The following is a 21996-nucleotide window of genomic DNA, read 5'->3' on the forward strand; positions in this document are numbered from 1 at the left end:
CGCCGTACCGGCCGCCGCACCCGGTGCGGTCGTGCGCGACCGGGGCGCGACCGGGACCGGGACCGGCCGCCCGGTCCCGGTCCCGATCCCGTCCCGGCCGCGGTCCCGCACAAGGGCACCGACCTGGTCGGCGGCGCCGCGGCGCGCCGCGCCGGTTCAGCTGATCGCACCGGCCCCCATGACCGGCGGGCCGGTCCGGCCGGTCCGGCCGTAGGCGCGGAGCACGCGCCGGGCCACCGAGGTGATGTGGAGTTCGTCCGGGCCGTCGAGGATGCGGGCGGCCCGGCCGGTACGGAAGAGGGCCGGGAGCGGAGTGTCCGGGCCGAGACCGGCGGCGCCGTGGATCTGGATCGCGGAGTCGGCGACCTGCTGGAGCATGCGCGCCGCGGCGACCTTGGCCAACCCCACCTCCGTCCGCGCGTCCCGTCCGGCGGCGACGAGCGCCACCGCCTCCCGGACAAGGGGGCGGGTGGTGCGCAGCACGAGCAGGGCGTCGAAGACGAGGGCCTGCACCAGCTGCCGGTCGGCGAGCGGGCCGCCGGAACCGCCGTGCGTGGCGGCCCGCTCGCACATCAGGTCGAAGGCCCGCTGCGCCTGGCCGAGCCAGCGCAGGCAGCGCAGCGTACGCCCCAGCAGGAGCCGCTCGCCCGCGATCGCCAGGGCCCCGCCGGGCTCGCCGACGACGTGGTCGGCCGGCACCCGCACCCCGTCGAGGGCGATCTCGTACTGGCCGGGGGCGCCCAGCACGGGGAGTTCGCGTACCACGCGGAAGCCCGCGGAGGCGGTGGGCACGAGGAGCAGCGACAGCCCCTCGCGGTCTCCGGCGGCCCCGGAGGTGCGGGCCATGACGGTCACCAGGTCGGCGCCGGCCGCGCCCGAGGTGAACCACTTGCGGCCGGTGACCAGCCAGCCCCCGCCCGGGTGCCGTTCGGCGCGCGTGGCCGTCCGGAACGGGTCGGTGCCGGGCACCCCCGGCTCCGTCATGGCGTAGCAGCTGCGGATCTCCCCGGCGACCAGCCGCTCCAGGTACGCGTCACGGACCTCGGGCCGCCCGTACCGCGCCAGCATCGTCACGTCGAGCAGCGGGGCGGATCCCAGCGCGGCGGGGCCGTGGTCACTGGCCCCCTCCGCCTCGGCGAACTCGGCGTAGGCGCCGAAGGACAGTCCGCCGCCGCCCAGTCCGGCGGGGAGCGGCAGGGCCCACAACCCCTCGGCCCGGGCCTCGGCGCGCAGCGCGCCCAGAGCCTCGGCGGCCTCGGGGCCGCCCCGGTCCAGCACGGACTCCCGGGGGAACACCCGGGCCCGGACGAACCGGTCGACGCGCCGCCCCAGCGCGGCCGTGTCCGGCTCCCGTCGTGCAGCTCCGGCGCCGTCCTCGCGGGGATCTTCCACCGTATGCCTCCTCCTGCCCGGGAACTTCCGGGACTCGTGCGGACTTCCGGAAGGTTTCGGGAGCCGCCGCGAACTCGCGGGAACTCGCACGAACGGCCGACCGACTGTCTGTTCGTGGAACTGGTCGGGTGCGCGGGCTCCCGGGTTCCCGAATCCCGCAGGACCCGGGCCGCGGCCACCACCGCGGCCAGGAGAGGAGAGGCATGGCGTCACCGGCAACCAAGCAGACGGTACGGCCGCTCGACACACTGCGCTTCGACACCTCCGGGCCGCCGCAGATCACCGGCGTCGTCACCGATCACCTGCGGCTGCTCGGCGCACGGGCGGACCGCCCCGCTCCCACGGACGGGCCCGCCGCCGGCACGACGCTCGCCGGCGGCGGCTTCGCACCGGCGCTCGCCACCGCCGCCTGGGCGGACCCCGCGAGCGGACTCGCCGACGAGGCCACGGTGCAGGCCGCCACCGGCATCATGGCCGTGCACGGGCGGCGGGACGGCACCCCGCGCGGACTGGCCGTCGACTACGCCGCCACGGCCACCGCCGTCCTCACGGTGCAGGGACTGCTCGCGAACCTGGTGGGCCAGGCCCGCGGCGGCGCCGCCGCCCACGTCGCGACCAGCGCGGACCGGGCCGGACTGCTCGCCGTGTCCCAGTACCTCGCCGCCGCCGGCGCCGATGAGGGCGAGGCGGCCGAAACCTGCGCCGGCGGGCCGCCCTTCACCTCCGCCGACGGGGTCCTCTTCGAACTGGAGACGCTCGACGCGGGCGCCTGGGCCGCCTTCTGGCAGGCCCTGGAGGCACCCCGGGAAGCCCTCCGGACCGGCTGGCGGCCCTTCCAGTTCCGCTACGCCACCGCCTGCGCCCCGATCCCGGCAGCCCTCCACACCACCGCGCGGTCCCACGGCTGGGACCGCATCCTTGCAGCCGCGGCCGCCTCCGGCGCCGAGGTGTGCGCGCTGCGCACCCTCGCGGACCGGGCCGCGGAACACGACGGCGCCGCACCCTGGTTCCTGACCCCGACGGCGGGCGGGGTACCGGCCGCCGCCGGAGCGGCCCGCCCGACGGGCCCGGCCCCCGGCCGGCCGCTCGCCGGGCTGACCGTGCTGGAGGCCGGCCGCCGCATCCAGGCGCCGCTCGCCGCGCACCTGCTCGGGCTGCTCGGCGCCGACGTGATCCGCATCGAACCGCCCGGCGGCGACCCGCTGCGCGGCATGCCCCCCGCCTGCTGCGGGATCTCCGCCCGCTGGCTCGCCCTCAACCGCGGCAAGCGGGCCGTCGAGATCGACATCAAGGCGGAGGCGGACCGCGGCCGGCTGCGGGACATGGCGGCGCACGCCGACGTCTTCCTGCACAACTGGGCGCCGGGCAAGGCCGCCGCCCTCGGCCTCGACGCCGACGACCTCGCACGGGTCAACCCCGCGCTGGTTTACGCGTACACCAGCGGCTGGGCCGGCCGGCTCGACGACGCCCCCATGGGCACGGACTTCATGGTCCAGGCCCGGACGGGCGTCGGCGAGGCCGCCCGGCCCGCGGGCGAGATCCCCGCGCCCTCGCTGATGACCCTCCTCGACGTCCTCGGCGGACTGCTGGGCGCCGAGGCCGTTCTCGCAGGGCTGCTGCTGCGCGAACGCACCGGCCGCGGCGTACGGGTCGACTCCTCCCTGCTCGGCGCCGCCGACACCCTGACCGGCCCCGCCCTGCGCCGGGCGGCCCGCGGCGAGGACCCCCGCCGCCCGGCCGGATTCCGCCACCCGCTGGCCACGGCCGACGGCTGGATCGCACCAGCCGACGCCGACGCCCGTGCCGCGGCCGGCCACGACCTGCGCGGCCTGCCCACGGGCGAGGCCCTGTCCCGGCTGCGCGAGCACGGCCTGACCGCGGCCGCCGTCACCACCGAACTGCCCGACCTGCACCACGACCCGCGCTTCGCCGGCTCGATCAGCCGCGACGCGCACGGCGCCCCCGCAGTCCCCGACCCCTGGAGCTTCGTATGACCGCCGAGAGGCTCGTCCTGCGTGACCTGCTGCCCGCCGAACTCCGCCGTTCCTGGGTGGTCGACGGCACCTGCCCCGACCTCGACCTCTACAGCCTCTTCCGCGCCCGCCAGATCGCCGACCTGCACCGCACCGCCGTCATCGACGCCAAGGGCAAGCTCTGCTACACCGCCCTCGACCGCAAGGTCCGATGTCTGGCCACCGGCCTGAGGGAGCTCGGGATCGGCCCGGGCGACGTGGTCGGCGTCCAACTCCCCGACGGCCGCGGCGCCGTCATCGCCGACCTGGCGCTGGCCGCCCTCGGCGCGGTCCCGCTGCCCTTCCCCGTCGGCCGGGGCGTCCTGGAGGCCGAGGGCCTGCTGCGCCGCTCCGAGGCCGTCGCCGTCATCGCGGCGACCGAACACCGCGCGTACCGGCACGCGGCAGATCTGCGCACCCTGGCCGCGGCACTGCCGCGGCTGCGGCACGTCATCGCCGCGGGACGGCCGGGCACCGTCCCCGACGGAACGATTCCGCTGGCGGAGCTGCTGCGCAGCGACCCCGTCGGGTTCGTGCCCGCCCGGCCCGACCCCGACAGCGCGGCACGCATCCTCGTCTCCTCCGGCTCCGAGGCCGAGCCCAAGATGGTCGCGTACTCGCACAACGCGCTCGCCGGCGGCCGCGGCAACTTCCTGGCCTCCCTCATCCCCGACGGCACCCCGCCGCGCTGTCTCTTCCTCGTCCCGCTGGCCTCCGCCTTCGGCTCCAACGGCACCGCGGTCACCCTTGCCCGGCACGGCGGCACCCTCGTGCTGCTCGACCACTTCACCGCGGACGCCGCGCTGGCCGCCGTGCGCGCACACCGGCCGACGCACGTCCTCGGGGTGCCCACCATGGTCCGCATGATGCTCGAACGCCTCGACGTGACGGACGAGGAGCTGCCGCCGCCCACGGCGCTCGTCCTCGGCGGGGCGCCGCTCGACGCGACCACCGCGGCCGCGGCGGCACAGGCCTTCGGCTGCTCCGTCGTCAACCTCTACGGGTCCGCCGACGGCGTCAACTGCCATACGGGGCTGGGTCGTGCGGTACCGCCCACCGACGGCTCCGGCGTCGTCGCCGGCCACCCCGACCCCCGGGTCGCCGAGATCCGCATCGCCGACCCCTCCACGCACCAGCTGCTCCCCGACGGCGCCGTGGGCGAGATCATCTCGCGCGGCCCGATGACCCCGCTGTGCTACGTCGGCGCCCCCGAGCTGGACGCCCGCTACCGCACACCCGAGGGCTGGGTCCGCACCGGCGACCTCGGCTACCTCGACGCCGACGGCCTCCTGCACGTCGTCGGCCGCCTCAAGGACATTGTCATCCGCGGCGGAGCCAATATCAGCCCGGCCGAGGTGGAGCGGGAACTCACCGCGCACCCCCAGGTCCGCGACGTGGCGTGCGTCGGCGTGCCCGACCCGCTGATGGGGGAGCGCCTCGCGGCCTGCGTCGTGGCCCGGGGGGCACAGCCCCCCACCCTCGCCTCCCTCCGCGCACACCTGACCGGGCGCGGCCTGGAGCGGCGCAAGCATCCCGAGCGGCTCCTGGTCGTCCCCGAACTGCCCCTGACGGCCGCCGGCAAACCGGACCGCGCGGCCCTGCGCGAACGCCTGACCGAGAGCACCGCCCTCGTATAGCCGGGGCCAGGGATGCCGCGCGGACACACAGATGCGGGGGCGGTGTGGTGCCCTGCGGGGTTGCCGGACTGCTTTCCGCTCTCCTGCCGCGCGACGGCAGAACGTGGGCCCCAGCGAAGACCCGAGCTTCTTTCACCGAAGCAGTGCGGGTTCAGGTATGCGTAGTCCCGTGACAGGTACTCGGAGTAGTGCACGTCTTTACGCGGAACTTCGTCGCCGCACTGGGCGCAGTTCACGGGGCGCCCACCGTCACGGCCTCGGACAGTGATCCATTCGGCGACGTATCGGTAGGCGGTGGTGGTGCCGACACCGAACCCGGCCGCGAGCTGGGCGTAGGGGTGGCCGTTGCGGAGGTGGCGAGTTGTTCCGACGTTCGACGAGCCGCTGCCGCTGGGACGGCCGCCCCACCACCCGACGCCTCAAGTGATCCATCTGCCGGTCGGCCTCAGCCCCAGTCCTGCAGCTGCTGGAGCAGGTCGGCGTCGCCCTCGATCCGCAGCGAGCCGGCCGGGATGCGCATGTACATGAGCAGGGCCATCTCGCTTGCCGTGCCGTAGACGGCGGCGGTGGGCTTGGTCTCGGCGGCCTGCGCCGCGGTGAGGCGGGTGAAGCGGGAACCGGCGGCGTCCACCGTCTGGCGCCAGGAGCCGGACCCGGCTGCGTGGTAGTCCATGGTGGCGGGCTCGCCCGGCCACGGGACCGTGCCGGTGCAGACGGTGGCGAGGAACTCCTCGATGGCGTCGACCGCCTCGGTCGTCGGCAGCTCCTGCGGGGTACCGGAGGCCAGCTGGGCGTCGTAGGTGTGGATCAGCGATTCCGGGACGCGGCGGCGGGCCACGGCGGCCACCGTGTGCGGCGAGGCCAGCGGCTCCCACCAGGCCCAGCAGCCCCGGTCCGGGCCGGCCTCGCGCAGAGCAGTGAGCAGCTGCTCCGTCGAGTCGGCCAGCCAGGCTATGAGGGCCTCGCGCTCCCTGGGCGCCGCCCGGCCGTCCTTGCTCGGCCGCTCGTCGCCCGGCGCGGTGTTCAGCACGATGTAGGCCCAGAAGCGGTCCCCCTCACTGAGGTGGCTCGCCAGGTCGTACAGCGTCCAGCCCGGGCAGGACGGGACGTCGGCGTCGAGACTGGGGGCCGCGGCGACGGCAACGCGGAACGCGGCGGAACGCTCGTCAATCATCTGCAGCAGAGTGGGGAAGGAGAGATGATCAGCCACGCGGACCTTGTACCACCCGGCCCGGGACTCTCGCACTCGATTAAGACGTCCCTTCTTACGAGTTGTGGGTTGTGTTCCGGCGGGTGGTGCCGCCGACGGAAGTGATACGTCCGCAGGGCGGTGGCCGACGTCGAGCAGGTGATCGGGAGGCGCGGGCGGCGTTCATCGTCGTGGCGATGTCGGGCTGCACCCGGCGGCAGCTGCCGCCGGTGTTCGGCCCGGCCTGGCCCACGGTCTGTCGCCGGTTCGCCCAGTGAAGCCGGGACCGGGTCTGGGCCCGGCTCTACCGCGTGATCCTCGATGAACTTGGAGCGCGTGGCGAGCTGGACTGGTCGCGGTGCGCGATCGACTCAGTGAGCTTGCGGGCCGCAGAAGGGGGCCGCTGACGGGACCGAATCGACCGACTGCGGCAAGCTGGGATCGAAGATCCACCTGATCTGTGACCGGAACGGACTGCCGCTGTCCATGGGATCTCCGGCGCGAACATTCACGACAGTCAGGGTCTGGAGCCACTTGTGAGCGGCATCCCGCCCATTCGCTCCCGCCGCGGGCCCCGGCGTCGACGGCCGGCCAAGCTGCACGCCGACAAGGGCTACGATGATGACCACCTGCGCCGATGGCTCGGCGGGCGCGGTATCCGCCATCGCACCACCCGCAAGGGCATCGAGTCCTCGCAGCGGCTGGGCCGGCACCGCTGGGTGGTCGAACGAACCGTGTCCTGGCTGGCCGGCTGTCGAAGGCTCCACCGCCGCTACGAACGCAAGGCTGAACACTTCCCCGCCTTCGTCGGCATAGCAGCAACCCTCATCGGCTACCGCCGCTTAGCCGTCCCTCTCACGGCCTGAGCCGGTTCTGCTGTACGTCGAAGCAGATCAGCCCCATGGACTCCGCGACGGCCGCCGCGTAGGCCGACGCCTCCTCGGCCATGCTCCACCTCATGGGGAAGTAGATCAGCGGACCGCCGGCCTCGCCGATCAGGGGCCCGGTTGACCAGGGCGAGGTGTCCTCCTCGTCCTCGGTTAGGTCGCACCACCGCTCAAGCAACGCGGCCACGCAGGCCGCGATGCGCTCGGACGGAGGCGCTTCCACCTCGCTGTCGATGTAGCGGTCGTACAAGTCGTCGAAGACCCGACCGGCGGTCTTGTCATCCGCCGGCCTCTCGCCTTCCCAGACAGCAAGGTCATAACTCATGCCGGGAGGCTCTCATGCCGCTCTGACAGCCATAAGAAGCGACGTCTAAACCCGACCAGCAGATGGATCACTTGAGGCGCCGGGTGGTGGGGCGGCCGTCCCAGCGGTAGCGGCTCGTCGAGCGTCGGATGAGCATGCGGAGCGTGACGAGAGTCGCGGCGAGGTGGAGGTAGAACTCGACGACCGCGCCGTTCCTCTCGGTGCAGCGCCGGAGCTTGCCGTAGCCGTTCATCCACGAGTGCGTCCGTTCCACGGTCCACCGCTTACCGGCCTGGATCGGGGCGGGTAAGCAGAGTGCGGGACTTGCTGTCGTCGTAGCCCCGGTCGAGGTTGACGTTCACATCCTCGGGCAGCGGTCCCACCTGTCCGATGGCCGCTTCGAGGGTCGGGCCTAGGAGAGGCGTGTCGTGGCGGTTGGCCCCTGCGGCGACCAGGCCGAGCGGGACGCCGCACGCGTCGGAGGCGAGCGAGCGCTTCAGGCCCTGCTTCCCGCGGTCGACCGGGGACCGGCCTGCGCACTCGCCGCCGTACGGGGCCTTGGTGATGCAGCCGTCGACGGAAATCTCGGACGGCTCCAGGCCGATCATGCGGTCGTACGCCTGGAGCGCGATGGGGTGGACGGCCTCGGAAATGCCTTGCGCGGCCCACTCCTTGAGTCGTCGGCGGAGGTGCGGTCGGAGCATCCGGGACTGGACAGGCGCTCGTAACCCGAGCCGTGGACCAGCGCGAGCACCATGTGTTCGAACCGGTTCGAGCAGGCAAGTGGCAGCGCGGGCACGGCTGTCCTTCGCGATCACTGAGCATAGACAACTCCATGATCACGTGGACCTGTGCCCGTTCTGCCGCCCGGGCCGACCTCGCCGACACCTATTGCCGGTCGCTCTGAGTCAGTTCCTCAAGACCCAGGTCGGCGGCCTGCTCGCGACGGACTTTCTCCACCTCGACTCCATCGGCCTGCACCGCTTGTACGCCCTGCTCGTCAAAGCATCGTGGGAGCCATGCCGACGGCCGCCCTTCGGCATCGGAGTCCGCCGATCATTCCGGGTGACAGTCCGGACCAGCGGGTGGCACCATGCGGCCATGTGCGAAGACTGCCTGGTCGGCTACTCACGCTGTGTCCACGTCACCGCTGACGCCGCCGACGCGTACCGCCAGGCCATGCGACTGTGCGCGCTGATGGAACACCGCGGCGAGGAGGCGGAACTGCTGACGCACCTGGAGAGCGCCGACGAGGTCCGCCGGATGGCGGCGGCGCTGCCGAACTCCCGCTTTGTGCACCGTGCTTACCCTGGTACCCGACCCTCTTGCGGCGCCGGCGCCGGCGCCGGCGGTTGCGAACCGGACGTGTCGGTCATGGACGACCGTGAACTGGAGGCACACCTGCCGCTCGAGATGTCGGCCCGGTTCGCACCGGGGACGGCCGAGGACCGGGTTATCGCGGCACTGGGTGACAACGGCAGCGCGGTCTTCCTCGTATGGCCGGGCCGCTGGCCGGACAGACCCGAGCACGGCCTGCACGGCTTCCGCCGCGATGCGGTACAGGTCGCCTTCCGCGGCGACCAATCCGACCCTGCACTGCTGTCCGGCCGGCACGCGGTCCACGTTCACGTGTCCAAGGAGTCCGGCCACCGCGGCGTCGAGTATCTGGCTGCACAGGCGGGCATCCACCCGTGACCAACTCGGTGCTCGTGCACGCCGCCGTCCGGTCCGCATCACCGCACTCGCCCAAGCCGTCCTCGCCCTACACCTGACCAGCTCAGCGTGAAGTCGGAAAGAGCTGGCTGCGGTCACGTAATTCCCCAGGTGCCGGCGTCCTCCCTCTGTCGACCGACCACGTGGTGTCGCCCGGGGGGTGCCTGCCGTGAGGATGTGGTCGACGATCCGCAGTGCGTCGGGCAGCGGCACCGTGTCCTCGTCGAGATACTCGTCGTGCTGACCGTTTGCCAGGACCAAGCCATTGCTCCGGCCGGCTCCTTCCGGTGTGACAGCGTGCTCGTCGGGATCGGCCTCGTCATCGAGCAGACGCCGGCCGACGCCGCCTCGGCGACGGGGGCGCCGTACGCCGGGCCGCCTCGGTGCGGCCCGGCGTGCGGCCCGCCGTCACGGACCCGGCGGTCAGGGGGTGCCCATGGCCTTCTTCAGCTCCGCCGCCGCGTTGCGGTAGACCGGCAGCAGATCGAGGTCGTTCCCCGGGTAGTTGACGATCCTCACCTGCTTGGCGCCGGAGTCCGGCAGGACCGCCCCGGTCGACATGTGCGCGTTGTCCAGCACCAGCGAGGGCCTCTTCGCCGAGAGTTCGGCGAGCTGCGCCGGGGTCACGGCCTCCGGGCCGTACGTGCCCACCGTGGTGGCCCCCGCGAGCTTCGCCGCCCACGCGGTGAAGACCTGCGTCACCACGGACGGGCTGCTGCCGCCGGGCCATGCCGCCCGGAGGTCCTTGTTCAGCTTCGTGTACTCGGCGTCGAAGCCGGTCTTCCACTGCGCGGCGGCGTCAGCCGTGCCGAACAGCCCCGCCAGTCGGCCGACTTCCGCCGACACCTTCGCGGGGTCGTTGTCGAGCTCCACCTCGACGAGCTTCGCCTTGGACCCCGCGGCCTCCTTGATCTTCGCGGCGTACGGTTCGAAGGGCGCGTACAGCACGAAGTCGGCCTCGGCCACGGCCGCGAGGTCCGAGGGCCGGGGGTCGTAGTCGGGGGCGTGGTGGACGGACTGCGGCACGATGACCTTGATGTCCTCGGCGCCGGCGGCCTTCGCGAAGGCACCCTCCCAGGTGGTCGTGACCACCACGGACGGCTTGCCGGTGCGCGGCTGCCCCTCGTCCTCGCCGGAGGTGGACGAGGCGTCGTTCCCGCAGCCGGCGGTCAGGAGCAGGGCCGCGCTCAGTGCGAGGACGGCAGGGATACGGACGCAGGTGCGCGCCATGAGCTGATTCTCCGTTCGGGTATGAAGTGCACCGCGAGGACGAGCGCCCCCGCGGTCAGGACGAGGACCGGGCCGGGCGGCCAGTCCAGCCACAGGGCCAGCAGGAACCCCGTCAGGTTCACCGCGACGCCGATGCCCACCGCCCACAGCGTGATCGACTTCAGCGAACTGCCCAGACGGCGCGCGGCGAGCGCGGGCAGCAGGGTCAGCGCGTCGACGAGCAGCGCGCCGGTGAGTTTGACGGCCCCGGCGACCGCGACGGCGACCAGGACCAGGAGCGCGGCCGTCAGCGCCCGCACCGGGACGCCCGAGCACAGGGCGAGCTCGCGGTCGTACAGCAGCAGCCCGATCTCGCGCCGCCGCCACCAGAACAGGCCGGGCACGGCGACGGCGAGGACCCCGAGGACGAGGAGGTCGGGCGTGCCGACGGACAGGATCGACCCCCACAGCAGGGCGAAGGCGCCGGAGGCGTTGACCCCGGACACGGCCAGCAGCAGCAGCGCCGCCGCGACGGCCAGGCTCATCAGCAGACCCATCGCTCCCGACAGGCCGTCGGGGGTGCGGGCGAGCGGCGCGACGCCCGCGCCGGCCAGCGCGCACGCCACCAGCGCGCACAGCATGGGGTCGAGGCCGGTGAGCAGGCCCACGGCGATGCCCAGCAGGGCCACGTGCATCATCGCGAACCGGACCGGCATGATGTCGAGCCCGACGATGACGACGCCGATCACCGGCAGTCCGACCGCCGCCAGCAGCAGAGCCGCCCCCGCCCGTTGCACGGGCAGCAGGCGCAGGAGTTCACCGAGGTCGGCGGTGGCCAGGGTGGTCACCGGACCTCCCGCAGCCGGCCCGCGGCCATCTCCAGTACGCGGTCGCAGCGGTCCGCCAGGCTCCGGTCGTGCGTCACCACGAGCAGGGTCACCGGCAGCGAGGTGAGGACGTCCGCGGCCTCCGCCTGCCCGTCGAAGTCGAGGGCGGCCGTCGGCTCGTCCGCCAGGAGCAGCTCGGCGCCCGCGGCCACGCATCCGATCGCCCGGGCCAGGTACATGCGCTGCAACTGGCCCCCGGAAAGGGTGTGCAGGGGCCTGCCGGTCAGCGCGCCCACCCCGAGCCGGTCGGCGGCCTCGGCCGCTTCCGCGGGGGCTTTGCTGCCGGCCAGCAGTTCGGTGCCGAGCAGCGGGAAGCGGCCGGCGGCCGGCTTCTGCGGGATCCAGGCGCAGGCCCGGCGCCGCCACGCCCACTCGGCGGGCGAGCGGCCCTCCCGGCCGCCGACCAGGATCGAGCCCGCCGTCCCGCGGTGCAGACCGAGGACGGCACGCAGCAGAGTCGATTTGCCCGAGCCGTTGGTACCGGTCAGCGCCACGCGCTCACCGGCGGCGATCTCCAGGTCCACGCCGGTGACGGCCTCCACCCGCCCGTGCCGGCAGACGACCCCCCGCATGCGCACGTCCAGTCCGCCCATCACACGCCTCTCGATCGTCCTCGGCCGCGCGGGACGGCGCCGGCGCACCTCCCACGTGCCAGTAGTCGGACGCGGGCCGCCCGGGGTTCCCGCCGACCCGGAGCGGATTGCGCCGACGGCCCCGCGGCGGGAAAGGGGTGCGGGGCGCCCCCTTCGGACCTGCCGCCCGCGTGCCGGTTCGATCACTGAAGGTTATTTCGGTAGGTTTCCTCCCGATTCCTGATGGAAGGCGGACGCGATGGGCAGCCCTCAGCAGGTGGCGCACGTGCGCAGGAACGTGTGGACCCTCCCGGCCGGCGACCTGACGCTCGCCCACTACGCGGCGGCCGTGGCCGAGATGAAGGCGCGGGACCCCGACGATCCCACCGGCTGGACCTACCAGGCGGCCGTCCACGGGACGGCCACGACGCCCCCGAGGCCGCTGTGGAACGGCTGCAAGCACGGCTCGTGGTACTTCCTCGCCTGGCACCGCATGTACCTGTGGTACTTCGAGCGGATCGTCCGCGCGACGGTCGTCCGGCTCGGCGGCCCGGCCGACTGGGCGCTGCCGTTCTGGGACTACGACGCCGACCGGGAGCAGGCCCGGATCCCACCGGCCTTCCGCGACGAGGACGGCGGCGCCAACCCGCTGTTCGCCGAGCGGGCCAACCTCGTCAACGAAGGCGAACCCCTGCCTTTCGAGATCACCTCCCCGGCCTACGCGATGGGGCGCACCCGGTTCGTCGGCGAAGCCGAGTTCGGCGGGGGCATCACGCCGAACGGCAGCACCTTCTGGAACCGCAAGGGCGCTCTGGAGGACACTCCGCACAACGCCGTGCACAGCCACATCGGCCGCTGGATGGGCCGGACCACCACGGCCGCGCTGGATCCGGTCTTCTGGCTCCACCACGCCAACATCGACCGACTGTGGTTCCTGTGGTCGAGCCGTACGGGCAACAGCGACCCCGACGACCCGCGCTGGATCACCCAGGAGTACAAGTTCTTCGACGCGGACGGGAGCCAGCAGAGCCTGGCCGCCTCCGACGTCCTCGACATCGCGGGGCAACTGGGCTACACCTACGAGTCGCCCGTGCCGATCTCCCCGCCGGTTCCGCTTCCGCCGTCCGCGACGGAGTTCCCCGTGCCCGAGATGACGAACGGCCCGAGCGCCTCGGGGCCGACCCCGCCCCGGCGCCGCGAGATGGCCGGCTCGTCGGAACAGCCCCTGCGCCTCGTCGGCCGTGCCGAGAGCATCGCCGTACCGATCGACCGGCGCACCACCGGGCCGCTGGGCGAGGCGCTCGGCGTCGACGAACCCGACGCGGACCGGCACGTCTACCTCAACGTCGAGGACATCGAGGGCGACACCAACCCCGACAAGGTCTACGGCATCTACGTGAACCTGCCCGAAGGGGCCTCCCGCGAGCAGGCGGAGGGCCACCGGGTCGGCAACCTGTCGTTCTTCGGCATCGAGCGGGCCCAGGACCCGCGGGGCGACGAACACCCGCACGGCCTGCGGGTGAGCGTCGAGATCACCCCGCTCGTACGCAGGCTGCGGGCGCAGGACGCCTGGGACGAAGACCGGCTGAGCGTCACGTTCCGTCCGCTCGGAGCAGCAGCGGCAGCGGCGGCGGAGGCGGGGGCGGCGGCGGTGGAGGACCCTCCGGTCGAGATCGGGCGCGTCAGTCTCAGCTACACCTGATGGCCATCGAGGGCGGGGCGCGGGCGCGGCCCGAACGGCCGGCGTCCGCCCCCCGACGGCACCACCCGCGCGTCACCCTCCCCTACGAACTGGCGGCCCTCGCCGCCTGGATCGCCGTGACCGCGCTGACCGTGACCGGGGCGGTGCACGGCGCCCACCCCGCGGCCCCCGCCGGCGAGCCGCCCCACCACCACGTGCCCGCGCACACGGCCCACGGCGCGACCGGCTTCGCCGGGACCGGGGGCCCCGGCGGCCTCGCGGCATGGGCGCTGATGTGCGTCGCGATGATGCTCCCCGCCGCCCTCCCGGCGCTCGCACACGTGGGAGCGAACAGCCTGCGACGGCGCCGGCAGCGCGCGATGGGCGGCTTCGCCGCCGTCTACCTGGCGGTGTGGACCGGCTACGGCGCGCTGCTCCTCGTATCGGCCCCCCTGTGGTCGCGCCTGCCCGGCGACGCCCTACTGGCCGGAACGCTCGCGCTCGCCGCCGCCTGGCAGACGACGGTCCACAAACGGCGCGCCCTGCGCGACTGCCACCGCTCCTCCCCGCTGCCGCTGAGCGGCCCGCGCGCCGCGGCGGGCACCGTCCGCTTCGGGCTCCGCCACGGCGGTGCCTGTCTGAGGTCCTGCTGGCTGCTGATGGCGGTGATGGCCGCGGCCGGCGGCGCAGGCACGGGCATGCTCGCCTGGATGGCGCTGCTCACCGGGATCGTCACGGCGGAGCGGTTCGCCCGCAGGCCGGGGCGCACCACGCGACTCGCCGCCGCGGTCCTCGCGGCGGCCGCACTGGCGGTCGCCCTCACACCCGCCCTGACCTGACGGGTATCCCCTCCGTCCCGGACCGGCCCTCAGGCCGGCAGCTCCTGGAGGTTCAGCTGCCAGGACACCCCGAAGCGGTCGTTCACCCAGCCGAACCGGGCGCTGAATCCGTACGCGCCCACCGGCATCAGCTCCTTGCCCCCGTCGGCGAGGGCCGCGTGGAGGCGGTCGAGCTCGGCGACGGACCCGCACTCCACGAAGAGCGAAACCGCCGGGGTGAAGCCGAACTCGTGCTGGACGTAGCTGTCGATGCACATGAACCGCTGTCCGGCGAGCGAGAACGTGGCACGCAGCACGGTGCCCTCCGGGCCGGGGCCGTCGGCGCCGTAGCGGGTGATGTCGAGGACCTCGGAGTCGTCGAACAGCGAGGTGTAGAAGGTCAGGGCCTCCTCCGCCCTGCCCTCGAACATCAGGAACGTGGTGATCTTCTGCGGTGCCGAGGCCATCGAGCCGGTCCTCCGGGTGACGGGATGGGACGGGAGCTTCCGGGCCGAGGCTAGAACACGCCACCGACAATGCCGCGAAGGCAGGGGCCAGCCAGGAGGGTGGTTCCGGGGGCGAGGCCTCGCCCAGCCGGTCCGACCGGTCCTCCCCGCTGCGGCTCTCCCGGTCCAAGGGGCGGCGGTCAGGGGCGGGCCGGGGGCATGTCGTAGGTGACCCACATGGTCCGCGTCGCCACCTGGTCGTACTTGGCCCGCGCGCGGTGGTTGTCGTCCGCGGTGATCCAGCGGACCACGCTCCAGCCCCGTTCGGCCGCGAGCTCGCGCAGCGAGCCGAGCAGCAGGTCGGCGGCGCCCGACCCGCGGTGTTCCGGTGCCACGAACAGGTCGTCGAGGAAGCAGCCGACCGTCGCGGACAGGGGCCGGGCGAAGGGGCGGTAGTGGGCCAGGCCGAGGAGCCGGCCCGCGGCGTCCTCGGCGACCAGGGCGCCGACCTCGTGGGCCGGGTCGTTCACCCACGACCACACCGTGCCGGCCGCCTCCTCGGTCTGCTCCACCTCGTAGAAGTCGGCGTAACCCCGGTACAGGGCACGCCACTGCGCGAAGTCCCCGGGCCGTACGGCGCGCACGGTGATGTCGGACATGGGGCTGGACTCCTGCGATCGAGGGGCGGGGCGTGCCGCCCGTGCTCCCGCACGGTACGGAGAACCGATCATGCTCAAGTCCGGCCGCCGGGGCAGGTGCCGCGGTGTCGAAAAGGGCACGGCCGCAGCGCCACCGTGGAGGTGGCGCGGGAGCGCCGGCCGTGCCGAAGGCGGCCGGGTCAGCCCTTGGGTGCGCTGATGTCGACGAGCCAGGTGATGCCGAAGCGGTCCGCGCACATGCCGAAGACATCGCCCCACATCTGCTTCTCCAGCGGCACCGAGACCGTACCGCCGGCGGAGAGCGCGTCCCAGTAGCCGCGCAGCTCGGCGTCGTCCTCCCCGCTCACGCTCACCGAGATGTTGTTGCCCGGGCTGTGCGGGGTGCCCGGGGGGTTGTCGGCGGCCATGAGGGTGAAGCCGCTCGCGGTCTCCAGCATGCCGTGCATGATCCGGTCGGAGGCGTCGCCGGCCTCCTCCCCGCCGAAGTCGCCGTACGTGTTCAGCGCCAGGGTGCCGCCGAAGACCTCCTTGTAGAACTCCAGGGCCTGCCGGGCGTCGCCGTCGAAGCTGATGTACGGGTTGAGGCGAGAAGGCATGGAACATTCCCTTCCTGCTGGTCTGTTGTCATTTCAGGTTAGGGGAGGCGGGGGCGGCGCGCCGGCAACCGTGGTCGACTCGGCAACGGCCCGTCACCAAGCTGTGAAGCTTCGACGGGATCCTGGTGCCAGGCCGCCGGAACGCAACGGCACGGCCCCGCGCGAGTCGCACCTCATCTGGGGGAACACCATGAGCACCGTACGCAGAACCGCCGTCGCCCTCGCCGCCCTGTCCGCCCTGGCGCTGACCGCCTGCGGGCCCACCGGGGACGACGCGGCCGGCGGGACCGGCACGCCGTCCGCGGGCACGCCGACCGCCTCCGCCTCCCCGGCCGGCTCGGCCGCGCCGTCGACGTCCGCGACACCGACGGCGAAGCCGGCCAAGCCGTCGGTGTCCGCCGGCGCCCCCGGCACGAAGGCTCCGACCGACCCCGACTTCGACGTCTTCCCGTGCAGCACCCAGGACGTGACGTTCACCGCGAGCCTGGCGGAGCCCACGACCAGCAGCTACCTGCTGAAGATCACCAACAAGGGCACGAAGCCGTGCAGGGTGCTCGGGCACCCGGTCGTCACCTTCGGCGCCCTGGACGGGCAGGCCACGGAGCGGGGCACGGCCCCCGGCATCGAGGACGCGATCAGGCTCGCCCCGGGCAAGTCCGCCTACGCCGGCCTCATGGGCGGTGCCGCGGACGGCACCGGCAAGACCGTCGACTCGATCGCGATGACCATGAACACCGAGTCCGACCTCGTGCAGACCCCGCTCAAGGCGTCCACCCCGGGCCTGTACGTCTCCGCCGCCAAGAACTCCGTGACGCCGTGGGTGGACAACGCCGAGGACGCCCTGAGCCTGTAGCCCCGACGGGTGACCCTGGGCGCGCTGCGGCGGGTCGCGGGTGGGGGCCGCGGGGGGCCGTCAGGATGACTCCCGAAAAGTGGGGCCGTCCACGACGCAGAAGGAGCACTTCATGCTGGAACGACAGCGTCGCAAGAACACCACCGCCGTCACCTTCGTGCTGCCCGGGGGCGACCCGCCCGGCCCCGTCAGCGTCGTGGGGACCTTCAACGACTGGCAGCCGGGCGCCCACGTACTCGAACCCCGACCCGACGGCATGCGGGCGGTGACGGTCGCGCTGCCCGCCAAGGCCACGCACTCCTTCCGCTACCTCGCGGCCGGGGACTACTGGTTCAACGACGCGGGTGCGGACGGGCACGACGGCCCCAACAGCCGGCTGAACACCTGACGTCCGCGCGCTGAGCGACACGCTCCGCACCGGCACCCGCCGCTGCGGAGCGTGTCCGCGGCACGGGCCGTGGCGAGCCCCGCGAAACGTCAACCCGCAGTACCGAGGGTCCCCACATCGGGCGATCCGCTCCCCGGCGCCCGCGTGTGCGCGCCGGCCGCCCGTCCGCAGGTGCTACACAGCGGCATCCACCCGGACAGACCCGAGGAGCGGACGGATGATTCAGAGCCCGGCGGCCGACAGCCGCACGGAAGGCGGCGCCGCAGTGACCGACGGGGAAGCGGACGCCGACGGTCCCACCGACCGGGCCGCGCTCGCCGGCGCGACCGGGATGGTGATGGCCTTGGTGCCCTGCACCGCCGAGAGCGCCCGGCGGGTCCTCGGCAACGCGGCCCAGGCCGCGGGCGTCACGCTCCGGCTCATGGCGCGCACGGTCATCGCGACCCGCACCTGCCCCGCAGACGTCGACCCGGACTGCGAGCGGGCGCTGCGCGCCGAGATCGGGCACGCCCGCACCCCGTACCCCCCTGCGCCGCCCGCCTCCGGGACGCTCCTGCCGGCCCCGCACGTGCTGCGCCGGCATCTGAACCACCTGCGGGCCGTGCGCCGCCGTACGCTGGCCGCGCCGGACGACCCGGCACTGCGCGCCGCGATGGAGGACGCCGCGTACACGCTGTGCGTCCTGATGGGCCAGCGCAACGCCCACAGCGCGCTCCTGGCCGCCGAGGAGCTGGTGGCGGCTCACCGGCTGCCCCCGTCCGAGGGGCCCGATCCGGTGCGGCCCTCCGCCGGACGCGCCGACTGACCCGCACCGGAGCCGCCCAGTGCCGCCACGGCCGCCAGCATCCGGTCCCAGAACAGGTCGGCCCGCAGCCCGACGGCGACCCGCGCGTTCGCCGGCCGCCCCAGGGTGCCGTGCAGGTCCACCACGGTCGCCCCGCGCGTGTGCCGGCCGTGGAGTTCCACGGCCACGTGCGCGTCCACGCAGGTGACCAGCCCGGGGTCGATGACCCGGGCCACCGCGACCGGGTCGTGCACCGGGGGAGCGGGGAAGCCCCACAGCTGCCGGTAGGTGCCCGCGAAGAAGCCCAGGAGCTCGGCGCAGATCCGCCCGAGGCCGGTGTCCAGCGCCTCGAAGCGGGCGACGACCTCGGGCGTCGCGAGGGCCTGGTGGGTGACGTTGAGCCCGCACATGGTCACCGGTACGCCGCTGCGGAAGACGATGTCCGCGGCCTCCGGGTCGGTGTGGATGTTGAACTCCGCGGCCGGGGTCCGGTTCCCCCGGTCCGTGGAGCCGCCCATGAGCACGATCTCCCTGATCCGGCCCGCCAGTTCGGGGTACCGGGTCAGCAGCAGGGCGATGTTCGTCAGGGGCGCCGTCGGCACCAGGGTGACCGGCTCCGGATGCCCGGCCAGGATCCGCCGCAGCAGATCCACCGCGTGCTCGGGCTCGGCGGCCAGGGACGGCTCGGGGAAGCGGGGGCCGTCCAGTCCCGACACCCCGTGCACGTCCTGCGCGACCCGCAGCGGCTCCACCAGCGGTGCCGCGCACCCGGCGGCGACCGGCACCCCCGTGATGCCGGCGACGGTGCACACCCGCAGGGCGTTCAGGGTGGTCTTCTCCAGGGTCTGGTTGCCCGCCACCGTGGTCACGGCCAGCAGTTCGACCCCCGGGTCGCCCGCCGCGAGGAGGATCGCGAGGGCGTCGTCATGCCCCGGATCGCAGTCGATGACGACGGGAACGGGCCCAGGAACGGGCCCAGGGACGGACGCACCGGCAGCAACAGGCACGGGAACGGGAACGGGAACGCTCAAGGCCGGACACCTCTCCTCGGTCCGCCGCCGCGGCGGCACGGTCCACCGGTCCAGTGTGCGCACCGGAGGCCCGGCGCACACCGTGTCCGCCGCCGATGCCGTACGGATGGTCCGTTTCGCCCGTTTGTGTTAGGAGTGGGGCGGGCGGGGCGGCCACAGCCGCCTGCGGCGGGACCGGATGCCGGACGGCGATCGGAGGCGGTGCCATGACCACGAACAGCCGTGACGTGTTCGGCGTGCCCTGCTGGGTCAACCTCACGGTGCCCGGCCTCGCCGAGGCGGAGGAGTTCTACGCCGGCGTGCTGGGCTGGACGTTCCGGGCCACCCGGCTGGGTGAGAACTTCCGCGTCGCCCTGCTGGACGGCCGACCCGTCGCCTCCGTGGGCGCCCTCGCCCCGCGGCTCTCCGTGCCGACCGCGTGGACGCCGTACTTCGCCGTCGAGGACGCGCAGGCGACCGCCGCCCGGGTCCGCGAGCGGGGCGCGACGATGGCCGTCGGGCCGCTCGCCTTCGCCACCGGGAGGGCTGCGCTGGCCGCCGACCCGTCCGGGGCGGTCTTCGGCTTCTGGGAGGGCGAGGTCGTCCCGGAGTGGCACGCCGGGCAGGAGGACGCCGCGGCCTGGGTGGAGCTGCGGACCCGCGACGCGTTCGCCGCAGCGGTGTTCTACGGAGAGGTCCTCGACTGGGCGTGCGAGCGGCCCGGATGCTGCGACGTGGCCTACGAGCACGACCACGTGGTGGTGCGCAGGGGCAGCCAGACCGTCGCGCGGATCGACGCCGGAGCCGTGGAGGACGCCCCCGACCCGCAGGTCCGGCCCCGCTGGCACGTCCATTTCGCCGTGGCGGACCTGGACGCGGCGGTCGACCGGGCGGTCGAGCACGGGGGCGCCGCCGTGACACCCGTACGGTCCTCCCCGACGGACCGCCGGGTCACCCTGCGCGACCGGACCGGGGCCCTCTTCACCCTCAGCGAGGACATCGCCTGAGCGGACGTGGTGCGGGGGTGTCGGCCCCCCTCGTCCCGCCCGGACAATGTCAGTGGCGTGCGTCACAGTTGAGGGAAGTGGCAGCAGCACGTACCTCCCGTCCGGGGTGATCTCCATGCAGTACGCGATCCGGGCCGAAGGCCTGGCGAAGCGGTTCAAGCAGACCCGCGCACTGGCCGGCGTGGACCTCCAGGTGCCCGTCGGCAGCGTTCTCGGCCTGCTGGGGCCCAACGGCGCGGGCAAGACCACCGCCGTCCGCATCTTCGCCACCCTCCTCCAGCCGGACGAGGGCCGCGCGGAGGTCGCCGGGCACGACGTCGTCCGGCAGGCGGGCCGGGTCCGTTCGATGATCGGGCTCACCGGCCAGTACGCCGCCGTCGACGAGAACCTGACCGGCACGGAGAACCTTCTGATGATCGGGCGGCTGCTCGGCATGCCGCGCGGTGCGGCCCGGGCCCGGGCCGCCGAGCTGCTCGACCGGTTCCAGCTGGTCGAGGCGGCGGGGCGGGCCGCCAAGACGTACTCGGGCGGCATGCGGCGGCGCCTGGACCTGGCGGCGAGCCTGGTGGGGAGGCCGCAGATCCTCTTCCTGGACGAGCCGACCACCGGACTCGACCCGCACAGTCGCGGTGAGGTCTGGGACATGCTGCGCGGCCTCGTCGCCGAGGGGGTCACGGTGCTGCTGACCACGCAGTACCTGGACGAGGCGGACCGGCTGGCCGACAGCATCGTCGTGATCGACAAGGGCACGGTCATCGCCGACGGCACGCCCGACGAGCTGAAGGCGCAGGTCGGCGGCCAGGTGCTGCAACTGCGGCCGGCCCGCGCCGCGGACCTCGCCCCGGCGCACGCCCTGCTCGCCGAGGCCGCGGGCCCCCTGGCGGAGATCGACGGCGACGAGATCACCGTGCCCGTCAAGGACCCGGAGCTGATGCCGAGCGTGGTCCGCCGGCTGGACCAGGCCGGCATCGCGGTGGCCGAGCTGACCCTGCGGCGCTCGTCGCTCGACGAGGTGTTCATGGTCCTGACCGGTCACCGGGCGCAGCCGCAGACGGCGTCCGGCCGCGGCGACGGCGACGGTGACGACGAGCAGTACGCGACCGCGGGGAGCCTGTCATGACCACCGCGTCCGCGCCCGTGACCGGCACCCTGGGCGGCAGCGGCCGGGTGCGCCCCCTGGCGGCCCTGCGCCAGACGGCGACGCTCGCCTGGCGCAGCCTGGTCTCCGTCAAGCACAACCCGCTGGAGCTCGTCGACTACAGCATCTCGCCGATCATGTTCGTCTTCCTGTTCACCTTCGTCTTCGGCGGACAGATGGCGGGATCCCCCCAGGCGTACCTCCAGTACGCCCTCGCCGGGATCATCGTCCAGAACACGCTCTTCATGAGCATGTACACGGCCATGGCGCTGAACACCGACCTCACCAAGGGCGTCTTCGACCGCCTCCGCAGCCTGCCCATCGCCCGCTCGGCGCCGCTCCTCGGGCGCATCGCGGCCGACCTGGCCAAACAGCTCTGGGCGATGCTCCTGATGATCGGCCTGGGCACCCTGCTGGGCTTCGAGATCACCGGGGGCGCCGCCGGCTTCGTCGGCGGGCTGCTGCTGCTCCTGGTGTTCGCCGCGGCCATGTCGTGGACGGCCGTGCTGATCGGCATGCTGGCCGGCGACGCGGAGAAGGTGCAGGTCTTCGCCTTCACGCTGATCTTCCCGATCACCTTCACGAGCAGTGCGTTCGTGATGGTCGACACGATGCCCGGCTGGCTCCAGGCCTGGGTGGACGTCAATCCCGTCACCCAGCTGTCGGACGCCTTCCGCGGTCTGCTGCTCGGCACCCCCGCCGGCGAGCCGATCATGTGGTCCCTGGTCTGGGCGGCGGGCATCGCGATCGTCTTCGTCCCGCTGGCCATGCGGGCGTACCGCTCCCGGGTCTGAGCTCCGCGGGGCCGCCGGGA

Annotated in this window: 21 protein-coding genes and 3 pseudogenes; 12 read left to right on the forward strand and 12 right to left on the reverse strand. The window is 73.6% G+C overall.

Annotated features, from left to right (window positions below):
- Positions 1-156 precede the first annotated feature (156 nt).
- On the reverse strand, positions 157-1392 hold the full coding sequence (locus AVW11_RS02110) for an acyl-CoA dehydrogenase family protein (RefSeq protein ID WP_079250470.1): 1236 nt from the start codon (positions 1390-1392) through the stop codon (positions 157-159).
- A gap of 203 nt (positions 1393-1595) precedes the next feature.
- Here AVW11_RS02110 and AVW11_RS02115 point away from each other — a divergent pair, with 203 nt between their 5' ends.
- On the forward strand, positions 1596-3386 hold the full coding sequence (locus tag AVW11_RS02115) for a CoA transferase (protein ID WP_076043033.1): 1791 nt from the start codon (positions 1596-1598) through the stop codon (positions 3384-3386).
- Positions 3383-5041, forward strand: a complete 1659-nt coding sequence (locus AVW11_RS02120) for an AMP-binding protein (protein WP_076043034.1) — start codon at positions 3383-3385, stop codon at positions 5039-5041. The genes AVW11_RS02115 and AVW11_RS02120 overlap by 4 nt, the downstream gene beginning before the upstream one ends.
- Positions 5042-5301: 260 nt before the next feature.
- Here AVW11_RS02120 and AVW11_RS36300 read toward each other — a convergent pair.
- A pseudogene (locus AVW11_RS36300) lies at positions 5302-5397 on the reverse strand (transposase family protein); the annotation flags it as partial.
- A gap of 89 nt (positions 5398-5486) precedes the next feature.
- Positions 5487-6251, reverse strand: a complete 765-nt coding sequence (locus AVW11_RS02130) for a maleylpyruvate isomerase family mycothiol-dependent enzyme (RefSeq protein ID WP_076043086.1) — start codon at positions 6249-6251, stop codon at positions 5487-5489.
- Positions 6252-6313: 62 nt separating this feature from the next.
- On the opposite strand from AVW11_RS02130, the pseudogene AVW11_RS36305 reads away from it, so the two are divergent.
- A pseudogene (locus AVW11_RS36305) lies at positions 6314-7096 on the forward strand (IS5 family transposase).
- Here AVW11_RS36305 and AVW11_RS02145 read toward each other — a convergent pair.
- Both AVW11_RS02145 and AVW11_RS35585 read right to left on the reverse strand, forming a co-directional pair.
- Positions 7086-7442, reverse strand: a complete 357-nt coding sequence (locus AVW11_RS02145) for a hypothetical protein (protein ID WP_076043036.1) — start codon at positions 7440-7442, stop codon at positions 7086-7088. The pseudogene AVW11_RS36305 and the gene AVW11_RS02145 overlap by 11 nt on opposite strands.
- A gap of 67 nt (positions 7443-7509) precedes the next feature.
- A pseudogene (locus AVW11_RS35585) lies at positions 7510-8217 on the reverse strand (transposase family protein); the annotation flags it as partial.
- A gap of 47 nt (positions 8218-8264) precedes the next feature.
- Between AVW11_RS35585 and AVW11_RS37970 the strand changes: the two are divergent.
- Positions 8265-9116, forward strand: a complete 852-nt coding sequence (locus tag AVW11_RS37970) for a hypothetical protein (RefSeq protein ID WP_206281867.1) — start codon at positions 8265-8267, stop codon at positions 9114-9116.
- 441 nt (positions 9117-9557) lie between these two features.
- Here AVW11_RS37970 and AVW11_RS02160 read toward each other — a convergent pair whose 3' ends face one another.
- From AVW11_RS02160 to AVW11_RS02170, 3 genes are read right to left on the reverse strand one after another with little or no spacing between them, the layout of a single operon-like run.
- Complete coding sequence (locus tag AVW11_RS02160) at positions 9558-10364, reverse strand: metal ABC transporter substrate-binding protein (protein WP_076043039.1); 807 nt, start codon at positions 10362-10364, stop codon at positions 9558-9560.
- A complete protein-coding gene (locus AVW11_RS02165) occupies positions 10322-11191 on the reverse strand; it encodes a metal ABC transporter permease (RefSeq protein ID WP_060177237.1) in 870 nt (289 codons plus the stop codon). Before AVW11_RS02165 ends, AVW11_RS02160 begins: the two co-directional genes overlap by 43 nt.
- The gene (locus AVW11_RS02170) at positions 11188-11823 is read right to left on the reverse strand and encodes an ATP-binding cassette domain-containing protein (protein WP_030839991.1); all 636 of its coding nucleotides are present in this window, start codon (positions 11821-11823) and stop codon (positions 11188-11190) included. Before AVW11_RS02170 ends, AVW11_RS02165 begins: the two co-directional genes overlap by 4 nt.
- A gap of 238 nt (positions 11824-12061) precedes the next feature.
- Here AVW11_RS02170 and AVW11_RS02175 point away from each other — a divergent pair, with 238 nt between their 5' ends.
- Both AVW11_RS02175 and AVW11_RS02180 read left to right on the forward strand, forming a co-directional pair.
- The gene (locus AVW11_RS02175) at positions 12062-13504 is read left to right on the forward strand and encodes a tyrosinase family protein (protein WP_060177238.1); all 1443 of its coding nucleotides are present in this window, start codon (positions 12062-12064) and stop codon (positions 13502-13504) included.
- Positions 13504-14322, forward strand: coding sequence for a copper chaperone (locus AVW11_RS02180; RefSeq protein ID WP_076043040.1), 819 nt, complete (start codon positions 13504-13506; stop codon positions 14320-14322). The genes AVW11_RS02175 and AVW11_RS02180 overlap by 1 nt, the downstream gene beginning before the upstream one ends.
- A gap of 29 nt (positions 14323-14351) precedes the next feature.
- Here AVW11_RS02180 and AVW11_RS02185 read toward each other — a convergent pair whose 3' ends face one another.
- The 3 genes from AVW11_RS02185 to AVW11_RS02195 form a co-directional block, all read right to left on the reverse strand.
- The gene (locus AVW11_RS02185) at positions 14352-14768 is read right to left on the reverse strand and encodes a VOC family protein (protein ID WP_030840000.1); all 417 of its coding nucleotides are present in this window, start codon (positions 14766-14768) and stop codon (positions 14352-14354) included.
- Positions 14769-14947: 179 nt separating this feature from the next.
- A complete protein-coding gene (locus AVW11_RS02190; protein WP_076043041.1) occupies positions 14948-15406 on the reverse strand; it encodes a GNAT family N-acetyltransferase in 459 nt (152 codons plus the stop codon).
- A gap of 179 nt (positions 15407-15585) precedes the next feature.
- Positions 15586-16002, reverse strand: a complete 417-nt coding sequence (locus tag AVW11_RS02195) for a VOC family protein (RefSeq protein ID WP_076043042.1) — start codon at positions 16000-16002, stop codon at positions 15586-15588.
- 190 nt (positions 16003-16192) lie between these two features.
- On the opposite strand from AVW11_RS02195, the gene AVW11_RS02200 reads away from it, so the two are divergent.
- The 3 genes from AVW11_RS02200 to AVW11_RS02210 all read left to right on the forward strand — a co-directional run bounded on the left by AVW11_RS02200 (position 16193) and on the right by AVW11_RS02210 (position 18048).
- Positions 16193-16855 carry a DUF4232 domain-containing protein gene (locus AVW11_RS02200; protein WP_076043043.1) on the forward strand — a complete coding sequence of 221 codons (663 nt, stop codon included), beginning with the start codon at positions 16193-16195 and terminating at the stop codon, positions 16853-16855.
- A gap of 112 nt (positions 16856-16967) precedes the next feature.
- Positions 16968-17243 carry an isoamylase early set domain-containing protein gene (locus AVW11_RS02205; RefSeq protein ID WP_030840012.1) on the forward strand — a complete coding sequence of 92 codons (276 nt, stop codon included), beginning with the start codon at positions 16968-16970 and terminating at the stop codon, positions 17241-17243.
- Between the two features lie 217 nt (positions 17244-17460).
- A complete protein-coding gene (locus AVW11_RS02210; RefSeq protein WP_234330878.1) occupies positions 17461-18048 on the forward strand; it encodes a DUF5133 domain-containing protein in 588 nt (195 codons plus the stop codon).
- Here the strand turns inward: AVW11_RS02210 and AVW11_RS02215 are convergent.
- Positions 17985-19034 (reverse strand): nucleoside hydrolase, encoded by a 1050-nt coding sequence (locus tag AVW11_RS02215; RefSeq protein WP_060177242.1) that lies wholly within the window; start codon positions 19032-19034, stop codon positions 17985-17987. The genes AVW11_RS02210 and AVW11_RS02215 overlap by 64 nt on opposite strands.
- Positions 19035-19264: 230 nt before the next feature.
- Here AVW11_RS02215 and AVW11_RS02220 point away from each other — a divergent pair, with 230 nt between their 5' ends.
- The 3 genes from AVW11_RS02220 (at position 19265) to AVW11_RS02230 (ending at position 21976) form a co-directional block, all read left to right on the forward strand.
- Complete coding sequence (locus AVW11_RS02220; RefSeq protein WP_030840020.1) at positions 19265-20044, forward strand: VOC family protein; 780 nt, start codon at positions 19265-19267, stop codon at positions 20042-20044.
- 115 nt (positions 20045-20159) lie between these two features.
- Positions 20160-21164 carry an ATP-binding cassette domain-containing protein gene (locus AVW11_RS02225; protein ID WP_051699528.1) on the forward strand — a complete coding sequence of 335 codons (1005 nt, stop codon included), beginning with the start codon at positions 20160-20162 and terminating at the stop codon, positions 21162-21164.
- Positions 21161-21976 (forward strand): ABC transporter permease, encoded by an 816-nt coding sequence (locus AVW11_RS02230; RefSeq protein ID WP_060177243.1) that lies wholly within the window; start codon positions 21161-21163, stop codon positions 21974-21976. The genes AVW11_RS02225 and AVW11_RS02230 overlap by 4 nt, the downstream gene beginning before the upstream one ends.
- The last annotated feature ends 20 nt before the right edge of the window (positions 21977-21996 follow it).

This window comes from Streptomyces amritsarensis (genome assembly GCF_001953875.1).
Lineage (GTDB): Bacteria > Actinomycetota > Actinomycetes > Streptomycetales > Streptomycetaceae > Streptomyces > Streptomyces amritsarensis.